15 protein-coding genes are annotated in these 20,785 nt (G+C 68.7%); 10 read left to right on the top strand and 5 right to left on the bottom strand.

What is annotated here, in order from left to right:
* Positions 1-6: 6 nt before the first annotated feature.
* Positions 7-1,884, bottom strand: coding sequence for an ABC transporter substrate-binding protein (locus AM590_RS01400; RefSeq protein ID WP_058825880.1), 1,878 nt, complete (start codon positions 1,882-1,884; stop codon positions 7-9).
* A gap of 261 nt (positions 1,885-2,145) precedes the next feature.
* Here AM590_RS01400 and AM590_RS01395 point away from each other — a divergent pair, with 261 nt between their 5' ends.
* Positions 2,146-3,858 (top strand): alpha-glucosidase, encoded by a 1,713-nt coding sequence (locus AM590_RS01395; RefSeq protein ID WP_058825879.1) that lies wholly within the window; start codon positions 2,146-2,148, stop codon positions 3,856-3,858.
* Positions 3,855-5,567 (top strand): alpha-glucosidase, encoded by a 1,713-nt coding sequence (locus AM590_RS01390; protein ID WP_058825878.1) that lies wholly within the window; start codon positions 3,855-3,857, stop codon positions 5,565-5,567. The genes AM590_RS01395 and AM590_RS01390 overlap by 4 nt, the downstream gene beginning before the upstream one ends.
* Before the next feature lie 249 nt (positions 5,568-5,816).
* Here AM590_RS01390 and AM590_RS01385 read toward each other — a convergent pair whose 3' ends face one another.
* Positions 5,817-7,076: an NUDIX domain-containing protein gene (locus AM590_RS01385; protein ID WP_058825877.1), complete on the bottom strand. Its 1,260-nt coding sequence runs from the start codon at positions 7,074-7,076 to the stop codon at positions 5,817-5,819.
* A gap of 60 nt (positions 7,077-7,136) precedes the next feature.
* Between AM590_RS01385 and AM590_RS01380 the strand changes: the two genes are divergently transcribed.
* The 3 genes from AM590_RS01380 (at position 7,137) to AM590_RS01370 (ending at position 9,539) form a co-directional block, all read left to right on the top strand.
* The gene (locus AM590_RS01380) at positions 7,137-7,631 is read left to right on the top strand and encodes a metallophosphoesterase family protein (RefSeq protein ID WP_058825876.1); all 495 of its coding nucleotides are present in this window, start codon (positions 7,137-7,139) and stop codon (positions 7,629-7,631) included.
* 135 nt (positions 7,632-7,766) lie between these two features.
* A complete protein-coding gene (locus tag AM590_RS01375; RefSeq protein ID WP_058825875.1) occupies positions 7,767-8,522 on the top strand; it encodes a coenzyme F420-0:L-glutamate ligase in 756 nt (251 codons plus the stop codon).
* 30 nt (positions 8,523-8,552) lie between these two features.
* Complete coding sequence (locus AM590_RS01370) at positions 8,553-9,539, top strand: 5,10-methylenetetrahydromethanopterin reductase (RefSeq protein WP_058825874.1); 987 nt, start codon at positions 8,553-8,555, stop codon at positions 9,537-9,539.
* On the opposite strand, the gene AM590_RS01365 is transcribed toward AM590_RS01370, so the two are convergent.
* Entirely contained in the window at positions 9,493-9,729 is a 237-nt protein-coding gene (locus AM590_RS01365) for a hypothetical protein (protein ID WP_058825873.1), read from the bottom strand. The genes AM590_RS01370 and AM590_RS01365 overlap by 47 nt on opposite strands.
* A 153-nt stretch (positions 9,730-9,882) precedes the next feature.
* Between AM590_RS01365 and AM590_RS01360 the strand changes: the two genes are divergently transcribed.
* A complete protein-coding gene (locus AM590_RS01360) occupies positions 9,883-10,260 on the top strand; it encodes a hypothetical protein (protein WP_058825872.1) in 378 nt (125 codons plus the stop codon).
* Positions 10,261-10,383: 123 nt separating this feature from the next.
* On the opposite strand, the gene mutL is transcribed toward AM590_RS01360, so the two are convergent.
* Both mutL and mutS read right to left on the bottom strand, forming a co-directional pair.
* A complete protein-coding gene (gene mutL / locus AM590_RS01355) occupies positions 10,384-12,075 on the bottom strand; it encodes a DNA mismatch repair endonuclease MutL (RefSeq protein WP_058825871.1) in 1,692 nt (563 codons plus the stop codon).
* The gene (mutS, locus tag AM590_RS01350; protein WP_058825870.1) at positions 12,072-14,840 is read right to left on the bottom strand and encodes a DNA mismatch repair protein MutS; all 2,769 of its coding nucleotides are present in this window, start codon (positions 14,838-14,840) and stop codon (positions 12,072-12,074) included. The genes mutL and mutS overlap by 4 nt, the downstream gene beginning before the upstream one ends.
* A gap of 184 nt (positions 14,841-15,024) precedes the next feature.
* Between mutS and AM590_RS01345 the strand changes: the two genes are divergently transcribed.
* The 4 genes from AM590_RS01345 to AM590_RS01330 are packed head-to-tail and all read left to right on the top strand — an operon-like array spanning position 15,025 to position 20,665.
* Entirely contained in the window at positions 15,025-15,981 is a 957-nt protein-coding gene (locus AM590_RS01345; protein ID WP_058825869.1) for a MoxR family ATPase, read from the top strand.
* A 5-nt stretch (positions 15,982-15,986) separates the two neighbouring features.
* Complete coding sequence (locus AM590_RS01340) at positions 15,987-17,015, top strand: DUF58 domain-containing protein (protein ID WP_058825868.1); 1,029 nt, start codon at positions 15,987-15,989, stop codon at positions 17,013-17,015.
* A gap of 31 nt (positions 17,016-17,046) precedes the next feature.
* On the top strand, positions 17,047-19,347 hold the full coding sequence (locus AM590_RS01335) for a transglutaminase domain-containing protein (protein ID WP_058825867.1): 2,301 nt from the start codon (positions 17,047-17,049) through the stop codon (positions 19,345-19,347).
* Between the two features lie 52 nt (positions 19,348-19,399).
* Complete coding sequence (locus AM590_RS01330; RefSeq protein ID WP_058825866.1) at positions 19,400-20,665, top strand: hypothetical protein; 1,266 nt, start codon at positions 19,400-19,402, stop codon at positions 20,663-20,665.
* The last annotated feature ends 120 nt before the right edge of the window (positions 20,666-20,785 follow it).

Raw genomic sequence — 20,785 nt, 5'->3', positions numbered from 1 at the left:
TCCGCCTCACTCACCAGCCGTGGATAGTTCCGTCACGAGTTCCGCGGGCGTGACCGCCTCTCCGTCCCGGAGTTGGTCGTGGAGAACCGGCGAGTCGATCTGTTCGGGCATGTTCCAGTAGTCCGCCGCGTCGGAGCTGTCGTACAGGAACTTGAAGTGGAAGTACGGGTGCGAGTTTTCGTACGACGCCCACCCTTGCAGGGCGACCACGAAGTCGCCGTTCACGTAGTCCTGCCCCCAGTAGGCGGAGTTATCCTTCATGACGGACTCCGATTTGATACCGAACTGGTTGAGTTGGGAAACGGCGGTCTGTGCACCGGCGACCCAGTCAGAGAACCCCGACGGCCCCTTGATGGGGATGCGGAGCGGTTCGCCGTCTTTCCGCCACGTTCCGTTCTGTTTCTGGTAGCCCGCCTCTTCGAGGAGCGCGGCGGCTTTGTCGGTCTGGGACTCCCCGCGACCGTACGTCTCGAACTTGTCGAGGACGCCGTCGAGCCACGTTCCCTCGACCTGGCCGCTCAGTTCGCTCGTCAGGCCGCTCGGGTACGTGACCGCGATTTTCGAGTTAGTCCCCGCACCGGAGTTCATCGCGACGTCCTCACGGTTGATGACGTGGGCGATAGCTTTGCGAACGCGCGGGTCGGACACGGGTTCACGCTCGTGGTTGAACAGCAGGCCGAGCCCCCAGTGCCGCGGAATAAGCGACGTCTGGACGGAGTCCGGGAGTTGGTTCAACTTGTTATTGGGCATGAACAGCGTCGCCGACCCGTCGGTCTCCTCGTTGATGAGCGAGTTCCACCGGCTCTGGTTCGACGGCTTGTAGAGGTACTCCACCTCGTCGAAGTTGATGTTCGCCGCGTCCGGGTGGTCCTCGTACTTCGACACGAGCGTCCGCTGGGTGTCGGCGTCCTCGAACGTGAACGGTCCCGACCCGACCGGTTCCGAGACGACTTTGCTCGTGAGTTCTCCCAACACCGAACTCCGCTCGTCGGACGACTCGGCCTCGTCGAGTCGCGTCACGAACTCGCCGTACGTCTCCTCGTGTGCGACGAGGTACTTCGGCTGGAGATACGCCAGTAAGATGTCCTCGTTGACCTGAGTCGCCAACGATATTTCGGCCGTCGACTCGTCGGTCGCGGTCACCCGGTCGGCGACGTTACCCTCGTCGTCCGGCGCGACGAACCGGCGGAGACTGCCGCCGTTGTAGATGTCGAGTTTGATCTGGTTCACCACGTCCGTCGCGGTGACGGCTGTCCCGTCGTGCCACGTCTGTCCCTCTCGCACGCTCAGGGTCAACGTCTCCCCGTCGAGTTCCCAGTCCGAGACGAGGTAGCCGGAGTACTCCTGCGTCTCGAGGTTGTAGTTCATGAACCGGTCGAACAGCGTCCGACGCGGCTCCGCGAAGTTCTTGGCGTTCCACGGGTTGTACTGCGAGTCCTTCGGAACGGCCCACTGAGCCAGCGTCATCCGCTCGTCTGAACTCTCGTCCGAGGACGTCCACTCACCGTACCGCGGAAGCCAGTCAGTCGGCCAGTACGTCTGGATCTGCTCGCTGTCTTTTGACGGAACGTTCCAATCGTCGGTCGTCTGGAACGACTGTGCCAGTTTCTCCTGCAGTGGGAGCACGGGAAGCGTCTGGTTGGTGACGTACGCCAACTCTTGGATGAGCGCGAGCGACTCGCTGTCGACCTCGACCGGCGTCGTCGTTTCGGTCGCGGTGTCCGCTCCACCACCTCCGTTCTCGCTTTCAGTCGTCGTTTGAGTCGCTTGCTGTCCGCCACAGCCCGCGAGCCCCGCTGTTACCCCTGCTGCGCCGAGTGCCTGCACGAACTGACGCCGCGAAACCGGCGAACGCTCCGTGCTTCCCATGTCATCATTCGTCATGGTTCACCTACGATTGTTACACACTAGAGTAAATAATTTCGGGTAGAAACCGTTCTTCGCGATTTTACTCTCTTTTAAGTGTGTTCTCGGTTACCGTCTGAGGTAGCGACGGGAGAACATCCCGCAGACACGAACAATGAACGCAATAGAACCACGCTACGGGCCCCAAGCGGCGAACGAACTCCCGCATCGAACGTTCACGAAGGCGACGCGGTACGCGTGCGGTTCGCGGTACGGACCGAGCGACAGCGGTGAGGAGCAATGAGTTCCGTGGAGACGAAAGCGGCAACGGACAGTCAGTGGTGGAAGGAGGCGGTCGTCTACCAGATCTATCCGAAGAGCTTCAACGACGCCGACGGCGACGGTGTCGGCGACCTTCGGGGCATCGAGCGTCGGGTCGACTACCTCGACGAACTCGGGGTCGACGCCGTCTGGCTCTGTCCCGTCTACGAGTCGCCGCAGGCGGACAACGGCTACGACATCAGCGACTACCGGTCGATACACCCCGCCTATGGCGACATGGACGACTGGAGGCGACTCCTCGGTGCCCTCCACGAGCGAGATATCCGGCTCGTCATGGACCTCGTGGTCAACCATACCTCGAAAGAACACGAGTGGTTCCAGCGCTCTCGGCGGCGCGACGGGGAGTACGAGGACTACTACATCTGGCGCGACGGGAGTCCGGACGAACCGCCGAACAACTGGGAGTCGTGCTTCGGCGGCCCCGCGTGGACCTACGACGACGAACGCGAGCAGTGGTATCTGCACCTGTTCGACGAGAACCAACCCGACCTCAACTGGCGCAATCCGGCCGTCCGCGACTCCGTCTACGAGATGATGGAGTGGTGGCTCTCGCAGGGCATCGACGGCTTCCGAATGGACGTCATCAACCTCATCTCCAAGGCCGAAGACCTGCCCGACGGCGAGCCGGGGGCGGGACAAACCGGTACAGAGCACTTCTTCAACGGGCCGAACATCCACGAGTACCTCCGAGAGATGCGCGACCGAGTGCTCTCGGACGATTCGCTCTTGACCATCGGCGAGACGCCGGGTGTCGGCGTTGACGACGCCAAGGAGTACGTCGGCTCGGACGGGGACGGTCTCTCGATGGTGTTCCAGTTCGAACACGTCACGTTCGACCACGACGAGCACAAGTGGGACGCCGGTGACTGGTCGCTCGTCGAGTTCAAAGAGATTCTCTCGAAGTGGCAGACCGGCCTCGAAGCCGACGGATGGAACAGCGTCTATCTGAACAACCACGACCAACCGCGGATGGTCTCTCGGTTCGGCGACGACGGCGACTATCGCCGCGAGTCGGCGAAACTCCTCGGAACGCTCACCCACACGCTCCAGGGGACGCCGTTCATCTATCAGGGCGAGGAGATCGGGATGACGAACGCCTCGTTCGCGTCTCCGGACGACCTCCGAGACGTCGAGTCGCTGAACTTCATCGAGGAATCTCTCGAACGAAGCGACGTCCAGTCCTACGAGGACGTTCGGGACGCCATCGAGTACGTCGGCCGGGACAACGCCCGCACGCCGATGCAGTGGTCGGACGACCCGAATGCCGGATTCACCGAGGGCGAGCCGTGGATACAGTGCAACTCGAACTACGAGACGGTCAACGTGGAGCGGGCCCGCGCGGACGAGGACTCGGTCTTACACTACTACCGCGACCTCATCGAACTGCGCGACGAGCGCGACGTCTTGGTGTACGGTGAGTTCGAACTCCTCCTCCCCGACCACCCCGCCGTCTTCGCGTACACGCGAACGCTCGGCGATGAACGCGGTCTGGTGGTCCTCAACTTCGAATCGGAACCAGTCGAGTTCGTGGCAGCGGGTGTCGCCCTCGATGGGCTCGAACTCGCCATCGCGAACGCCGACGCTCCGACCGTGCCGAGCGACACGTTCGAACTCGGGCCGTACGAGGCCCGCGTCTACCTCACGCCGACACAGCACACCCAGACACGATGACGACACACGACTCCCAGACGATAGCACTGCCCCGAGACACGAACGTCGACCGAGCGTGGTGGAAGGAGGCGGTCGTCTACCAGATTTACCCACGAAGCTTCAACGACAGCGACGGTACCGGCGTCGGCGATATCCCCGGCATCACCGAAAAAGCGGACTACCTCGACGAATTAGGTGTCGACGTCGTCTGGCTCTGTCCGGTGTACGACTCACCGAACGCCGACAACGGCTACGACATCCGCGACTACCGCTCGATAATGGACGAGTTCGGGACGATGGCGGACTGGGAAGCGCTCCGCGACGCCCTCCACGAACGAGACATCCGCCTCATCATGGACCTCGTCGTCAACCACACCTCGAAACAACACGTGTGGTTCCAGAAGTCCCGGCGTTGCGAGGACGGCTACGAAGACTATTATCACTGGCAAGACGGCGACCCTGACGAACCGCCGAACAACTGGCAGTCGATTTTCGGCGGTCCCGCCTGGTCCTACGACGAGGAACGCGGACAGTGGTACCTCCACCTCTTCGACCCCGAACAACCGGACCTGAACTGGCGCAACCCCGACGTCCGAGACGCCGTCGCGGACGTGGTCACGTGGTGGCTCGAGAAGGGTATCGACGGCTTTCGCCTCGACGCCATCGACCACCTCTCGAAGGCCGACGGATACCCCGACGGGGACTCCGACGAACCGATTACCGGGCTGGAACACTTCAGCCACGGCCCTCGCCTTCGCGAGTATCTTACTGAACTCGCGACGGCGTTCGAGGGATACGACACGATGACCGTCGGTGAGATGGGGGGCGCAGACATTGAGCAGGTGGACGAGTACACCGGCGAGGACGGGCTCAACACGGTCTTCCAGTTCGAGCACATGGGGGTCACCGCCGGACCGGACGGCCCGTGGGACCCGGAACAGTTCGGCGAGTGGGACCTCACTGATCTCAAGGAGATTATCGGCCAGCAGCAGGGCGAAATCGACTGGCCCGCGCTCTTCTTCGGGAATCACGACCAGCCCCGACTCGTTTCCCACTTCGGCGACGACGAGGCGTATCGCGAAGAGAGCGCGAAACTCGTCGCGACGTTCCTCTTGACGCTTCGCGGAACGCCGTACATCTATCAGGGCGAAGAGATTGGCATGACGAACGACGTGTTTTCGAGCCTCGACGAACTCGACGACCCGATGACTGTCGGCATCGTCGAGGAACTTCTCGAAGAGGGTGCTATCGACACCTACGACGACGCCGCGGACCTGGTTAACCACCGAAGCCGAGACCACGCCCGCACACCGATGCAGTGGTCGGACGAACCGAACGCGGGGTTCACCACCGGCGACCCGTGGTTCGCCGCCAACGAGAACTACACCGACATCAACGTCGAATCGTCGCTCACCGACCCGGACTCCGTCTGGAACCACTACCGGCGGCTTATCGACCTCCGTCACGACGAAGACGCGTTCGTCTACGGTGAGTACGACGACGTGCTCCCGGACGACGAGCAGCTATACGCGTATACGCGAACGCTCGGCGACGAGCGGATGCTGGTCGTTCTCAACTGGTCCGACGACACCGCGACCCTCGACGACCTCGTGGTGGAGACGAGCCACGCCGAAGTGGTGCTCAGTAACTACGACGGCGTTTCCGACGACCCGTCCGCCGGGTCGTTCGAACCCTACGAGGCGACGGTCTACCGAGTCGGTTCCACCTGAGGGGACGCCGAACCGGCGCTCCCGTCTCTCTGTTCTCACTCGCGTTCTCTGAGTAGCGGGTCGCAGGCGAAACACACGCGATACTAGAGGATGCGTCGTGTCGACTCGGCGCGGTAGTAAGATGGTGGCTCAGTTGTAACGTGTCATCACAAGGGGCTGAGTGGGGGTAACCTTCGTCATCGCCACCGTGTCGCCGTCAGAGTCGGACGCTCAAGAATCCACCCTTTTCGGCCTGCGACTGGTCCGCAATCAGCCGGTCTCCTCAGCCGCCCCGTCTCGGAAGTCCCACTCGGCGAGCGCGGCGTGTTCTTCCGCAATCGTAGAAACCGCATCGGCGTCTAACACGCCGCCCTCGGTGACGACACCAGTCACGAGATCCGCGGGGACGACCTCGAAAAGCGGGTTCTCGGTTCCTACCGCGGCCTCGCCGTCGTACAGCGCGCCCGCGTCCTCGCCGACGAAGCGGTCGTCGCCGCGAATCTTGTCGCGGGCGCAGACGGCGAACACGGGGACGTCGGCGCGGGCGGCCGCGAGCGCCACGGGGAGGCTTCCGACCTTATTGACGACGCCGCCGGACGCGAGCACCGAGTCGGCCCCGAGGAGAACCGCGTCTGCTCTTCCGCCCGCGACGAGTCCGGGGAGTGCCGCGTCGGTCGTCAGCGTCGCATCCTGGCCGCCTCGGGCGAGGCTCTCGGCGACGCCGACACCCTCGCCGCCCGGTCGGGATTCGGAAACGAGGACGCTCGCCCCGGCGGCTTCGAGCGCGGCGAGGACCGTCCCCGACCGCGAGAGCGTGGCGAGTCGGTCGAACCCGCGTTCGCGGACGAGTTCGGCGGCGCGGGCGGCCGCCGTGTCGTCAGCCTCTGCCGCGGTGTCGATGGCGGCCTCGGCGCGGCGGCGGACCGATTCGGGGTCGGGGTCCGCTTCAGCCATCACGCGATTGACGCGGTTCTCGACGGCGGCCATGCTCGGGCGGGCGTCGCGGAGTCGCCGGGCGACCGACGCGGCCGCCTCCAGCGAGTCCGCCTCGGCGGCGGCGTCGCGAAGGACCTCCAGCGCCCGGAGCGAAACCCACGCCGACCCGTGAGTCTCGTCGGCGGCGACGGTCTCGACCCCGGGTGCGACCCGGCGGTAGGCCGTCCAGAGTCCGGGAACCGTCTCGCGCGCTCGAATCTCGGTCGGGTGGACCCACTCGACCGCGGCGAGTTCCTCGTTCGGGTCGACCTCGCGGCTCCGGGCGTCGAACAGGAACGGGTGGACGGTCCACTCGTGCCCTCCGTCGGCGACTGAGACGGGTGCTCCCGCACGGACGAGGTCGGCGTCGGCCTCGCGGACGCCGACCTCCTCGGCGAGTTCGCGCCGGGCGTCGCCCTCGGCGTCGACCGGGTCGCCCTCGACGTAGCCGGAGATACCGGCCCAGCGGCCCTGATACGTTCCGACCGCCTCGCTCCGGCGGGCGAGGAGGACGCGGCCGCTGTGTCGGAGGAAGACGGTGACGACGTGTGGCATATCGTGACTTACGTCCGCGACTGACAAAACGACTATTCAGGCCGGTCGCGTGGTGTCGGTATGCGACTCGCTATCCTGAGCGACACGCACGTCCCGGGGCGGGCCGACGGAATTCCCCAGTGGGTGGAAAAACGGGTCCGCGAGGCCGACCTCGTGATTCACGCGGGCGACTTCGACTCGCCGGACACGCTCGACCGCCTCCGCGACCTCTCGGCGCAGTTCGTCGGCGTTCGCGGGAACATCGACCCGCCGTCCATCGACCTCCCGTTCGTCGAGGTCGCGGAGGTCGACGGGCTCACGTTCGTCGTCACCCACGGCACGGGCACGAGAACGGGCTACGAGTCCCGCGTCGCCGACGCGGTCAGGGACGCCGCGGGCGACGGCGCGGTCGGCGTCGCGGGCCACATCCACGAGGTGGTCGACGAAGTGGTCGACGGCATCCGCGTCCTCAATCCGGGCACTGCGACGGCGGCGAATCCGGGCGATGACGCGACGATGATGGTCGGCTCGATCGTCGACGGCTCGCTGTCGGTCGAGGTCGTCCGCAGCGACTGAATTCAGCGCGTTGTCGCACCACGTCCACAGTGGGTGAGTCGCCCTGACGAGTCGCACCTTCGATACCCGCCTGCGATACCGGCCCGGTTCGCCAGCATCCCGTCGTTTTTCACCGCCCTCGCCCTCCGACTCGGTATGGAGCTGTTTCCCGTCCCCGACGTGCCTGAGATTCGTGAGGGCGACGACCTCGCCGCCCTCGTCTCGGAGCGCGTCGACCTCCGGCCCGACGACGTGGTCTGCGTCGCCTCCACCGTCGTCTCGAAGGCCGAAGGGCGGTTCGCCGACCTCGACGACTTCCCGGCCGGCCCGCGGGCGCGCGAACTCGCCGCCCGCCTCGCCGAACTGACCGGCGACGAGAAGGACCCGCGGTTCGCGCAGGCGGTCCTCGAAGAGAGCGTCGACCTCGTCATGTCGGAGCCGTTCCTCCTGACCGAGACGCGGTTCGGCCACGTCGGCGTCAACGCCGGCATCGACCGCTCGAACGTCCCCGACCACGACCTGCTGTTGCTCCCGAAGCGCCCGAGCGAGTCGGCCCAGCGCATCCGCGCCGGTATCGACGCCGACCGGGTAATCGTCACCGACACCTGCGGCCGGCCGTTCCGACACGGCCAGCGCGGGGTCGCCATCGGCTGGGCGGGGCTGAGCGCCTCGCGCGACTGGCGCGGCGAGGCCGACCGCGACGGCCGCGAACTCGGCGTCACTGTCGAGAGCGTCGTGGACGAACTCGCCGCGGCCGCGAACCTCGTGCAGGGCGAGGGCGACGGCGGCACGCCCGTCGTCGTCGTCCGCGGCTTCGAGTGGGGCGATCACGGCGAAAGCGACGCTCACTTCCGCGACATCGACGGCGACTTCGTGCGACAGGCGCTCCGCGAGTGGCGCTACGACCCCTGACGACTCGCATCACCATTCCACGCTCACACCATGCTCGGACTCGAACTCACTCCGGAACATCCCGTCGACGACCTCGTCGAACTGGGCACGCAGGCGGAACGCGAGGGCTACGACTCGTGTTTCGTCTCGTGTCACTACAACAACCGCGACCCCTTCGCGGTCCTCGCGCGGCTCGCGGCCGAGACCGACGACATCCGCCTCGGCCCCGGCGTCGCCAACCCCTACGAGCTACACCCCGTGACGCTCGCCGGCAAGGTGGCGACCGTCGCCGAGGCGTCGGGCGGCCGCGGCCTCCTCGGTATCGGCCCCGGCGACCCCTCGACGCTCCGCAACCTCGGCCTCGAAGACGAGCGCGGCCTCCGCTCCGTGCTGGAGGCGTTCAAAGTCGCACAGCAGCTCTGGGACGGCGAGCGCGTCACCCACGACGGCACGTTCGAGGCGACCGACGCCGGCCTCAACTTCGACGTGCCCGGCGAGGTGCCGGTGTACGTCGGCGGCGAGGGCCCGCACATGTGCCGCATGGCCGGCAAGCACGCGGACGGCCTGCTGTTCAACGGCTCGCACCCCGACGACCTCGCGTGGGCCAGAGAACAGGTCGATATCGGCGTCGAGGACCGCCCCGACTCGCGCGGCGAGTTCACCCTCGCCGCCTACGCCAGCGTCTCCGTCTCGGAGGACGCGGACGCGGCCCGCGAGGCCGCCCGCCCGCCGGTCGCGTTCATCGCCGCGGGGGCAGCCCCGCCGGTCCTCGACAGACACGGCATCGACGCCGACCGCGCGAGCGACATCGGCGAGAAGATTTCAGCCGGCGCGTTCTCCGAGGCGTTCGGCCTCGTCACGCCGACGATGATAGACGCCTTCTCGATGGCCGGCACGCCGGACGACGTTGCCGATCAGATGGACGCGGTGCTCGAACACGCTGACGGCGTTGTGGTCGGGTCGCCGATCGGCCCCGACCTCGAAGAAGCGATTACTCTCGCTGCGGCGGCTTACCGGTCGACGAACCGACGCCGATAATTCCGAGTTCCGCGCCGATTGCGCCGAGGGTGACGTAGGCGAACGCGCCGACGGCGAGGAGGATGAAGATGTTGCCGAAGAGGAAACTCACCGTGGAAAGCGGGTCGCTCAGCGCCACGTCGGCGAAGGTCACCACCAGTTCGAGGACGCTCGTGAGGAGCGCGATGACGAAGTCCGTGAGTGTTGCCATGCGCGACTCTCGGGAGTCGGGGGTATTGATTGTGTGGGTTTCGCACGGCGCTCACGCGACCGGTGAGTCCCGCACCGACCCGCGGTTCGCGGCGGCCGTCAGCGGCGTGGCTCGGTCGGCACCGATAAGGACCGCGCCCACGGACGCTGAGTCATGCCGAACCGCTCGCTCGACGACTTCGCCGGCGGCGACGACGGCGCGGTCGACGACGCCGATTCAGTCGATGGCTCCCCTTCAGCCGACGACTCTGAACTGACCGACGCCGCGGCTACGGACGCCGAGACAACCTCGGACACCGAATCAACTTCGGATGACGAATCAGCTTCGGACCCGACTCCTGCCGACGATGTTGACGACTCACCCGATGCCGGCGACACCGATGCCAACGATACCGACGACCGCGACGTGAGCACACTCGCTACCTATCGGTGGACACCCGAGGCCGCGGCGTGCCCCCGGTGCGGCGAGTCGGTGCAAAAGCGGTGGCTCGACGGCGACGAGTACGTCTGTTTGGACTGTAAGGACTGGTAGCGGCCGGGCGCGCAACGCTAGTCGCTATCTGGTAACTATTTCTGTCCGAGCCACCGCGCCACTTCGAACGACTCCGTCGGGGTGGCTCGGCAACGTTGCTCCCGCTGAGGCCTCCCCCGAGCCCTACCCGAGCCGACCGCTTCGCCGGCCGAAGCCGCGGACGAACGTCTTCTCGTCGATGGCGAGCACCGTCGGCCGACCGTGCGGGCAGGTGTAGGGCGTCTCGCACGAGCCGAGTCGCTCGACTAACCGCGCGGCCTCGTCGTCTCCGAGGTCGTCGCCGGCTTTTATCGACGGATGGCACGCGAGGTCTTTGAGCAGCGCCGTCCGCGGGTCGGCGTCGTCGCCGGTGGCGACATCGGCCACCACGTCCGCGAGGGCGTCCGGGGCGAACGGCCGGCCGAGCGGCGCGGGAACGGCCTCGACGCGGTACGTTCCGGTCCCGCTCCCGCCGCCGAACTCGGCGACGCGGAAGCCCAGTTGCTCCACGAGGTCGCGGTTCGCGTCGAGGAGCGCCGCGTCGGTTGGCGACAGCGAGACGGTCGCCGGCGGGTCGACGGAGACGGCGTCGATACCCGCCGACTCGACGGCCTCGCGGAGTCGCTCGTAGTTGATGCGCTCGTGGGCCGCGTGCTGGTCGACGACGAGGAGTTCGTCGTCGGCCTCACAGAGCAGGTACAGACCGCGGAAGCGCCCGATGACGCGGAGGTCGTCGAACACCGACGCGGCCTCGACGGGCGCGAGCGAGCTATCGAGGTCCATCGCCACCTCGCCGCTCCGGCGGAGGTCGGCCGTCGAGAGCGCGTCGCGGACGCTCGCCTTGACCGCCTCGGCGACCGCGTCGGCGTCTCTGAATCCCACCTCGTCCTTCGCGGGGTGGACGTTATGGTCGACCCACGCGGGCGGCAGGCGGAGTCGGACGACGCCGACCGGTTCGCGCCCGTCGGGCAGCAGCGTCCCGTAGCCGTCGGCGACCGCCCGGCGGAGTCGCGGTTCGGCGAGGGCGCGGCCGTTGACCGAGACGTGGACGTGGTCGCGTCGGGATCGCGTCACCTCCGGATGACAGAGCGCGCCGTCGATTTCGACCGTGGCCGCCTCGCCGGCCGCGGAGACCTCCCGCGACGCGTCGAACGTCGAGGCGTGGCTCGCGGCGTCGCGGCCGTACACCGCCAAGAGCCCGTCGGCGAAGCGGTCGGTACCGGGCGTCGTGAGCGTCTCCCGGCCGTCGTGTCGCAGGACGAACCGCACGTCCGGCCGCGTGAGCGCGTAGCGGGTGGCGACCGCCGAGACGCGGGCGAACTCGGCTTTCGGCGAGGCGAGCGACTTCTTCCGCGCCGGCCGGTCGGAAAACAGGCCGGTCACTTCGACGGTCGTCCCACGCGCTCGACCCGCCGGCGAAACGGTCTTTCCGTGTTCGCTGCCCGTCGCCTGCTCGCCGCCGTCAACGACGACTCGCGTCCCGCGCGGGCCGCCGTCGTTCGTCGTCAGTTCGAGGTGGGCGGCGGCCGCGGCGATGCTCGGCAGCGCCTCGCCCCGGAAGCCGAGCGTCTCGACGGTTTCGAGGTCGCCGGCCGCCGAGAGTTTGCTCGTCGTGTGCCGCTCGACCGCGAGCGCGGCGTCGGCCTCGGCCATCCCGCGGCCGTCGTCGGAGACGCGGATTCGCTCGGTCCCGTCGCCGCCGACCTCGATTTCGACGGTCTCAGCGCCGGCGTCGAGGGCGTTTTCGACCAGTTCGATCACGACGCTCGCGGGCCGAGCGACGACCTCGCCGGCGGCGATTTTCGAGCGCGTCTCCGGGTCGAGTCGGCGAATCATTCGAGCGTTCCTTTGAGGTCTGACAGGAGATTCAGCGCCTCCAGCGGCGTGGTGTCCGCGAGGTCGGCCTCGCGGAGCGCCTCGGCGACGGCTTCGAGTTCGGGGTTCGGTTCGGCTGCCGCGGCCGTTGCGGTCGTCGCGGTTGCCGCGGGCCCCTGCTTCCGGTGCTCGTTCTCTCGGTGACCGTTCTCCAACCCATCGATGTAGGCCGCGAGCGTGCCGTCTTCGGCGGTCTCGTCGACCTCGCCATTCGTGGCGGCGACGCCGTCTGCGTCGGCGTCGTCCGCGATTCCGGCGTCGGTCTCATCCACGAGGTCCCGAGCGCGTGCCACCACGCTCGCCGGCACGCCAGCCAACTGCGCCACTTCGACCCCGTAGGACGACGAGGAGGGGCCGTCGGCGACGCTGTGGAGGAACGTGACCTCGCCGTCGCGCCGCGCGGCGGTGAAGTGAAGGTTGAACACGCCCTCGCGGTCGTCGGCCGCGTCGGTGAGGTCGTGGTAGTGGGTCGCAAACAGCGTCGTCGCGCCGACCTCGTCGTGGAGGAACTCGGTGGCCGCGCGGGCGATGGCGAGGCCGTCGGCGGTGGAGGTCCCCCGGCCGACCTCGTCGAGGAGGACGAGCGAGTCGCCGGTGGCGTTGTGGAGGATTTCGGTCAGTTCGCTCATCTCGCGCATGAACGTGGACTGGCCGCCCGCGATGTCGTCGGACGCGCCGATGCGGGTGAACACGCGGTCGAGGACCGGCAGTCGGGCCGATTTCGCGGGGACGAAACTCCCGACCTGTGCGAGGACGCAGACGAGCGCGACCTGCCGCATGTACGTCGATTTGCCGGACATGTTGGGGCCGGTGACGAGGGCGACGCTCCCCCGCGGGAGGTCGGCGGGGTTCGGGACGAACTCGTCCTGTGCGCGCTCCACGACGGGGTGTCTGCCGCCGTCGATTCGGATGCCGCCGGTCTCGTCGCCCGCGTGGAACTCGGGGCGGGCGTAGTCGTTCGCGACCGCAACGTCCGCGAGCGTTCGGAGCACGTCGAGGTCGGCGAGCGCGTCGGCGACGGCCTGAATCCGGGCCGACTCGGTCGCCACGTCGGCGCGAACCTCACAGAACAGGTCGTATTCGAGGGCGTCGGCGCGGTCCGAGGCGCGGAGAATCTCGTCCTCGCGCTCCTTCAGTTCGGGCGTGTAGAACCGTTCTGAGTTCTTCAGCGTCTGGCGGCGCTGGTAGTCGTCGGGGACGCGGTCGAGGTTCGGGTTCGTCACCTCGATGTAGTAGCCGTGGACCTGATTGTAGCCGACTTCCAGCGAGTCGATGCCGGTGCGCTCCTGCTCGCGGGCTTCGAGGTTCGACACCCACTCGCGCCCCGCCTCGGCGGTGCCGCGGATGTCGTCTAACTTCGCGTCGAAGCCGTCGGCGATGACGCCGCCGTCGGTAATCTCCTGCGGCGGGTCGGAGACGACCGCGTCGCCGACGAGGTCGCGTACGTCTTCGAGTTCGTCCAGCGAGTCGCGGAGCTCCGCGAGGAGGGCGGAATCGGTTCCGGCGAGCGCCTCGCGGAGCTTCGGAACCCGGTCGAGCGTCGTCTTCAGGGAGCGCAGGTCGCGGGCATCGGCGCGCTCGCGGGAGACGCGGGCGACCAGCCGTTCGAGGTCGTACACCGACGAGAGGTGCTCTCGGAGGTCGGCGCGGGCGAGTGCGTCGTCGCAGAGGGCGCCCACGGCGTCCAGTCGGGCCTCGATTCGGTCGCGGTCGACGAGCGGGCGTCGGAGCCACGCCTCCAGTCGGCGTCGGCCGAGCGCGCAGGCCGTCTCGTCGAGGACCGAAAACAGCGTGCTCCCCGCGCGGGCGCTCCGTGACTCGAACAGTTCGAGGCTCCGGATGGCCGTCGCGTCGAGTTGGAGGAACTCGCGGGGGTCGAACCGCGTGACGCGGGTGACGTACGCCAGTTGCGAGTCGCCCTGGGCGTACTCGGCGTAGGCGAGCGCCGCGCCGACCGCCCGGAGTTCGGCGTCCGATTCGACCACGGCGTCCGGCTGGGGCGCGTAGGCCGACAGCGTCTCGCGGGCGGCGTCGGCGTCGAACGCGTCCGGTTCGAACGGCGTCTCCATCGGGTCGAACGAGAGGTCCGGGAGGCCGCAGTCGGGGCCGACGACGAGTTCGGCGGGCGCGAGGCGCTCCAGTTCTTCGAGCGCCAGCGCGCGGTCGGCCCCGGTGACGAGGCACTCGCCGGTCGAAACGTCCACGACGGCGAGGCCGTAGGTGTCGGTGTCGCCCTCGGCGTCGCTGTCGCTGCTCCCGCCGTCGCCGCCACCTCGGGCGACCGCGCCGAGATAGGTCGCCCGCCCGGCGTCGAGTAGTTCCTCGTCGACGACGGTGCCGGGCGTGATAAGTTGGGTGACGGCGCGGTCAACGAGGCCGGACGCCTCCTCGGCGTCTTCGACCTGCTCCGCGAGCGCGACCCGGTAGCCGGCGTCGAGCAGGCGTTCGAGGTAGCCCGCGGCGTTGTCGATGGGAATGCCGGCCATCGGCCACGTCCCGGTGGAGTCCTCGCGCTGGGTCAGCGTCACCTCGCAGGTGCGGGCGACGGCCTCCGCCGCGCCGCAGAACGCCTCGTAGAAGTCGCCGACCTGAAACAGCACGACCGCGTCGTCGTGTTCCTCGCAGAGGTCGGCGTACTGCGAGAGCATCGGCGTCAGGTCGTCTCGCACTTCCAGCATCTCCGGCGGCGCGCCGTACACCGCCTCCCGCTGGGCGTCCGCGTTCATACCCACAAGGCGGGCGGCCGAGCAATAAAAACGGCCGGGAACGACGCGGTCGGCGGCCGCTCACCCGAACCACCGCCCGGGCTGGTTCGTGCACACACCCAGCAAGGTTAGGTAGACTGAGGCAATACTAACACACAGAGTCCCGCCGCCCCGCGGCACGGTCGGTGGGAAATCCGGGATATCAATGACTGATGCACATGCAGACGCCGACTTCGACCCCGCGCTCTCGGTCGAGGCGGTGTCGGATCTCGCGACACGAATCTCCGAGAACGTCGAACGGGTCATCGTCGGCCACCACGACGCCATCGAAGACATCATCGTGGCGCTGTTCGCCCGCGGCCACCTCCTCTTGGAAGACGTGCCGGGCGTCGGCAAGACGATGCTCGCCCGCGCCATCGCCACCTCGATAGAGGGGGAGTTCGAGCGCATCCAGTTCACGCCCGACCTCCTCCCGTCGGACGTGACGGGCGTGAACGTGTTCAACCAACAGACCAGCGAGTTCGAGTTCCGCGAGGGACCGGTCTTCGGGAACGTCGTCCTCGGCGACGAAATCAACCGCGCGCCGCCGAAGACGCAGGCCGCGCTCCTCGAAGTCATGGAAGAACTGCAGGTCACGGTCGACGGCGTCACCCGACGCGTCCCCGACCCCTTCACCGTCATCGCCACGCAGAACGACGTGGAACCGGACCGGACGTACGACCTCCCGCTGGCCGAACTCGACCGATTCATGAAGAAGATTCACCTCGGCTACCCCAACGAGGCCGAGGAGACGGAACTGCTCGGCCGCGTCTCGGGCCACCATCCCATCGAGTCGCTCGAACCCGTCGCGTCGGCCAGTGACGTGCGCGACGCCCGCGAGCGCATCCTCGACGTGACGGTGAGCGAGCCGGTCCGGCGCTACGTCTCTCGGCTCGCCGCCGACACCAGAGCACGCGCCGACCTCGGCGTGAGCCCCCGCGGTTCTATCGCACTCGTCCGCGCCGCGCAGGCCCGCGCCGCCCTCGACGCCCGCGACTACGTCGTCCCCGACGACGTGCAACGCGAGGTGCGGAGCGTCTGGGCTCACCGCGTCCGGACGACCGACGAGCGCTCCGGCCGCGACGTGGTCGAGCGGGCGCTCGATACCGTTCCGGTCGAGTGAATCCGATGAGGCTCACCCTCCGCGGCTGGGTCGCCGTCGCGGTCGTGGTCGTCGGCGTCGCCAACGCCGTCGCCTACGGCCCGCGGGCGCTCAACGCCGTCGTCGTCCCGGTCGCCGTCGGCCTCGTCGTCGGCGCGGTGCAGGTCTGGCGCGTCTCGCCGCCCCGCGTCGAGCGCGTCGCACCCGACGACGGTTTCCCCGGCGAAACGCGCACCGTCTCGCTCGACCTCGACGCCGACAGGCCGTTTCCGGCGACCACGACCGACGCGCTCTCGCCCGGCCTCGACGGCGACACCGCGGTCGACTCGGTCGTCGGCGACGGCCGCATCGACTACGAGGTGACCTATCGCGGTCGCGGCCCGGCGACGCTCGGCCCGACGACCGTCGTCGCCCGCGACATCCTCGGGCTGTTCTCGAAGTCGTTCACCGCCGGCGGGACGTCCGAGGTGCTCGTCTTCCCGCGGGTCCGGTCGCTCGGGGCGGCGGCCCGACGAGACCTTTCGGCACTCGCGGACGCGGGTCGCACCAACGAGCGCGCCGAGTTCGACCGCCTTCGCGAGTACGTCCCCGGCGACCCGCTCCGCGACATCCACTGGAAGTCGAGCGCCAAGTCCGGCGACCTCGTGGTGAAAGCCTACGACGACCGGGTCACGGCCGACGCAGTGCGCGTCTCGGCCGGCGCGACGGACGGCCACGAGGACGCCGCGGCGGAGGCGGCCGCGACGCTCTGCTGTGCGCTTCTCGACGCCGGCGTTCCGGTCCACCTCACCTCGCCCGCGGGGGTCGTGGAAGCGACGCCCGGCGACCGCCGGCGCGTCCTCGTCCACCTCTCGCGGCTCCGCTCGGGGTCGGTCCCCGACGAGACCGCCGAGGTCGTCGTCAGCGGCGACGCCGGAAAGACCCGCGTCGCGCTCGGCGGGCGCGAGACGACGTTCGACCGCCTGCACGCCGAGCGTGACGCGGCGGATTCATCGCCCCGACGCGCGGCGAGTCCCGCCGGCACCCGCAGTACCGACTCGGGGGTGTCGGCGTGAAGTCAAGTCTACTGCGCCCGGAGGTGCCGCGATGAGCACCGACACGAACCGGCGCGGCTCGGACTCGTCGCGCTCGGCTGCGAGCGCGCCGGCGTCAGCGTCGGGGTCGGCGTCGTCATCCGCGACGACCACCGTCTTCGGCGTCCCCGCCAACCTCCTCGCGACGGCGGCCTCGCTGGTCCTCATCGGCACGTTCCTCGCGGTCGTCTACGACATCACGAACGTCGTGGGTCGCCGCGACCAGTTCGTTCTCCTCGCCGCGGGGACGCTCGCGCTCGCGACCGTCGTGGGCTGGACGCTCCGCCCCAGATACGCACTCGGCCTCGCGGTCCTCATCGCCGGCGGCGGTTTCGCGGCGTACTTCCTCGCGCTCCCCGAGAGCCAGGTCGCGTTGCTCTCGCCGGAGCGCCTGCTTGCCGACACGTTCGCGCTCCTCAGCGGCCTCTCGGCGCTCCGACTCCTGTCGGCCGACGTGTGGGCGCTCGCGGTGACGCCCGGCCCGGTGTTCCTCGCGTGGTATCTCGCCGTCCGCGGGCGAATCGCGCCGGCCGTCGCAGTCGCCGGGAGCGGTCTCGGCCTGTTCGTCCTCACCACCGACGCCACGGGGACGCTCACGCTCCTCGGCGTCGGCGCGGGCATGGCCGCGGTCGGCTTCGACGGCATCGACCGCTTCGGGAGCGCCGGCGGCCAACTCGACGTGCTGACGGTCGTCCTCGCCGCGATGGTCGTCCTCTCGGCCACCGTCACGGTCCTCCCCGGTGCGGGCGGGTCGCCGGTCATCCCCGACGAGGGCGTGGCCGAGCAGCCGACCGTCGAGGCCAGTCTCGTGAGCGCGGACGACCGCATCTCCATCGTCGGGAGCATCAGCCTCTCGCCGCAGGTCCGCTTCGAGGTCCAGAGCACGTCGCCGGACTACTGGCAGACGGCGACGTTCGACCGCTACACCGGCGACGGCTGGGTCAGGACCGGCGACACCCGCGACTACGAAGGCGGCCGGTTGGCCGGCCCCGAGGGGCCGTCGCGGCTGGTCCGCCAGACCGTCACGCCGGCGACGCCGCTCGATTCGATGCCTGCGGCGTGGCGGCCCGTCGCCGTCTCCGGAGCCATCGAAAACGAGACGCTCGTCACCCAGCAGGGGAACCTCCGCCCCGACCGAGCCGTCGAAATCGGCGAGACCTACAACGTCACGAGCGCCGTCCCGCAGTACACTGCCGCGTCGCTCCGGCGGACCGGCACCGACTACCCCGACGAGATTCGCGAGCGGTATCTCGCGCTCCCCGACAGCACCTCCGACCGCGTCCGCGACCGCGCCGCCGAGATAACCGGCGATGCGGAGACGCCGTACGACAAGGCCGTCGCGGTCGAGGAGTGGCTCGAAGCCAACAAGGAGTACTCGCTCCGCGTGTCCCGCCCCGACGGCGACATCGCCGAGTCGTTCCTCTTCGAGATGGACGCCGGCTACTGCACCTACTACGCCTCGACGATGGTGGTGCTGCTCCGCTCGGAGGGCGTCCCCGCGCGCTTCGTCACCGGCTACACGACCGGCGAGCGCGTCGACGGCGACCGCTACGTCGTCCGCGGGCTCGACTCCCACGCGTGGGTCGAAGTCTACTTCGAGGACACCGGCTGGGTCCGCTTCGACCCGACGCCCGCCGGTCCCCGGCAGGACGCGGAGTCGACCACCCTCAGCGACGCCCGAAACGAGGGTCGACCGGACGTCGATACCAACGAGACGAACGTCGAGTCCAACGAGACCGAACAGCCCACGACGACCGCGAACGACACCGAGACGCCGACGGAAAACGGGACCGAGACGAACTCGACGCCCGTCGACAGCAGCGCGCCGGGTCCCAACATCGACGAGCGCCTCGGCATCACGCCGACCGGCGACGGCGCGACAGCAGACGACGAGGACGACGGACTCGTCCCCGAGATGCCGTCGCGGGAGACGGTTTTCGTCGGTCTCGTCGGCCTCCTCGGCGTCGTGGCTGGCGTCAGGCGGACCCGGCTCCCGGCGCACCTCCGCTTTGCGACCGCGGCGTATCAGCGGCGCACCGACTCGCCCGCAGACGACGTGTTCCGGGCGTACGACCGCCTCGAACTTGCCCTCGAACGCGACTACCGCCCGCGTCGCCCCGGCGAGACGGTCAGGGCGTACCTCGATTCGCTCTCCCGCGTCGGCGTGGACGAGCGGACCCGACAGGTCGGCCGACTCTACGAGCGCGCCAAGTACGGCGACGGCGTCACCCGCGCCGACGCCGATGAGGCCGTGGCCGCGGCGAACGCCGTCGTCCGCGCCCGTCTGCCGCTCGTCAGACGCTGGGCGGACTGAACGGCGGGAAGAACCGCGTCACTTTTTCTGCGTGCGCTCGCACGAACGGTCAATGGCGACACGAGACGCTGTCTTTGCAGTCCTGTGTGCCGCCCTCTGTGTGCTCGCCGTGGTCGCGCCGACCGCGGCCGCACAGGAGGGCTCCGCGAGCGGTCCGGGCGTCGAACCGCTCATCCAGCAGGGCGTCGAACCGGACAGCACGCGAATCGTCGTCGAGGTCTCCGAGAGCGGCGACGCCCGCTGGGAGATTCAGTACTGGACCCGGCTCGACGACGAGAACACGACCGAGGCCTTCCAGTCGCTCCGAGACGACGTGCGGGCCAACCCGGACGACTACACCTCGGCGTTCGCGGAGCGCATCGCCTCGACCGTCGGGGCCGCCGAGAACGCCACCGGCCGGGAGATGAACGCGACGAACGTCTCGGTCTCGGCGGAGACGCGGTCGCTCCCCGATAGCTTCGGCGTCGTCTCCTACTCCTTCGAGTGGTCCAACTTCGCGGCGGTCGACGGTGACCGCCTCGTCGTCGGCGACGCCATCGAGGGCTTCTTCCTCGACAGTAGCTCCCGGCTCATCCTCTCGTGGCCCGACGAGTACGGCGCGACGACCGTCGAACCCGCGGGCGACGAGACGCGCGAACACACGGTCATCTGGCGCGGCTCTCAGACCGAGTTCGTCTCGGGCGAGCCGAACGTCGTCCTCGGACGCGGCGCGGGCGGTCCGGGAACGACGGCGACGGCGACCCCGACCGACTCGGAGACACCCGCCCCGGGTGACGACCCGTTCCCGACGACGACCGCGCTCATCGCGCTCGCCCTCGTCGTCCTCGTCGGAGCCGGCGCGCTCTACCTCCGCTCGCGGGGCGCGCTCGGCGGCGGCGACGGCGGTGCAGACGCGGCTGACACGGCCACCGGGACAGTCGCCGAAGCGTCCGCCGACTCGACCACCGCGAGCGCGGACGAAGGCGGTTCGGAGGCGGCGGCGAGCGACGACGCAGCGGCCGCCGCAGCGAGCGCCGGTGCTGGTGCGGACGCGGCCGCCGACGATGCCGACGCGGGCGACGACGGTGAGCCGAGTCCGCCGCCGGAACTCCTCAGCAACGAAGAGCGCGTCCTCCGGCTCATCGAGTCCCGGGGCGGCCGCATCAAGCAACAGGAGGTCGCCGGCGCGCTCGACTGGACCGACGCCAAGACGAGCAAGGTCGTCCGCGGGATGCGCGACGAGGGGACCATCGAGGGCTTCCGACTCGGCCGCGAGAACGTCCTCCGGCTCCCAGAAGACGACGAGGATGGCGACGACGGCGACTCAGAAGAGGTATAAATTTCTTACGACCGTTTCGGTCGGTGGTCGGTCCCTAATCGGGGGGCGGCGACGACCTGACCGCGACGTTCAAACTGCCGTTGACTGGGGTTGATTCGGGGGCACGACCGCACGTTTATA

It is taken from the genome of Haloferax sp. Q22 (genome assembly GCF_001482285.1).
In the GTDB taxonomy this organism is placed as follows: Archaea; Halobacteriota; Halobacteria; order Halobacteriales; family Haloferacaceae; genus Haloferax.
This window is presented reverse-complemented; position numbering and strand designations above follow the sequence as displayed.

Excerpts from the sequence above, each read along its gene's own strand:
- AM590_RS01400 (WP_058825880.1), bottom strand. The coding sequence starts at position 1,884 with ATGACGAATGATGACATGGGAAGCACGGAGCGTTCGCCGGTTTCGCGG.
- mutS (WP_058825870.1), bottom strand. The coding sequence starts at position 14,840 with ATGAACGCGGACGCCCAGCGGGAGGCGGTGTACGGCGCGCCGCCGGAG.
- AM590_RS01340 (WP_058825868.1), top strand. The coding sequence starts at position 15,987 with ATGAGGCTCACCCTCCGCGGCTGGGTCGCCGTCGCGGTCGTGGTCGTC.
- AM590_RS01370 (WP_058825874.1), top strand. The coding sequence starts at position 8,553 with ATGCTCGGACTCGAACTCACTCCGGAACATCCCGTCGACGACCTCGTC.
- mutL (WP_058825871.1), bottom strand. The coding sequence starts at position 12,075 with ATGATTCGCCGACTCGACCCGGAGACGCGCTCGAAAATCGCCGCCGGC.
- AM590_RS01395 (WP_058825879.1), top strand. The coding sequence starts at position 2,146 with ATGAGTTCCGTGGAGACGAAAGCGGCAACGGACAGTCAGTGGTGGAAG.
- AM590_RS01385 (WP_058825877.1), bottom strand. The coding sequence starts at position 7,076 with ATGCCACACGTCGTCACCGTCTTCCTCCGACACAGCGGCCGCGTCCTC.
- AM590_RS01330 (WP_058825866.1), top strand. The coding sequence starts at position 19,400 with ATGGCGACACGAGACGCTGTCTTTGCAGTCCTGTGTGCCGCCCTCTGT.
- AM590_RS01390 (WP_058825878.1), top strand. The coding sequence starts at position 3,855 with ATGACGACACACGACTCCCAGACGATAGCACTGCCCCGAGACACGAAC.
- AM590_RS01345 (WP_058825869.1), top strand. The coding sequence starts at position 15,025 with ATGACTGATGCACATGCAGACGCCGACTTCGACCCCGCGCTCTCGGTC.
- AM590_RS01365 (WP_058825873.1), bottom strand. The coding sequence starts at position 9,729 with ATGGCAACACTCACGGACTTCGTCATCGCGCTCCTCACGAGCGTCCTC.
- AM590_RS01335 (WP_058825867.1), top strand. The coding sequence starts at position 17,047 with ATGAGCACCGACACGAACCGGCGCGGCTCGGACTCGTCGCGCTCGGCT.
- AM590_RS01375 (WP_058825875.1), top strand. The coding sequence starts at position 7,767 with ATGGAGCTGTTTCCCGTCCCCGACGTGCCTGAGATTCGTGAGGGCGAC.
- AM590_RS01380 (WP_058825876.1), top strand. The coding sequence starts at position 7,137 with ATGCGACTCGCTATCCTGAGCGACACGCACGTCCCGGGGCGGGCCGAC.
- AM590_RS01360 (WP_058825872.1), top strand. The coding sequence starts at position 9,883 with ATGCCGAACCGCTCGCTCGACGACTTCGCCGGCGGCGACGACGGCGCG.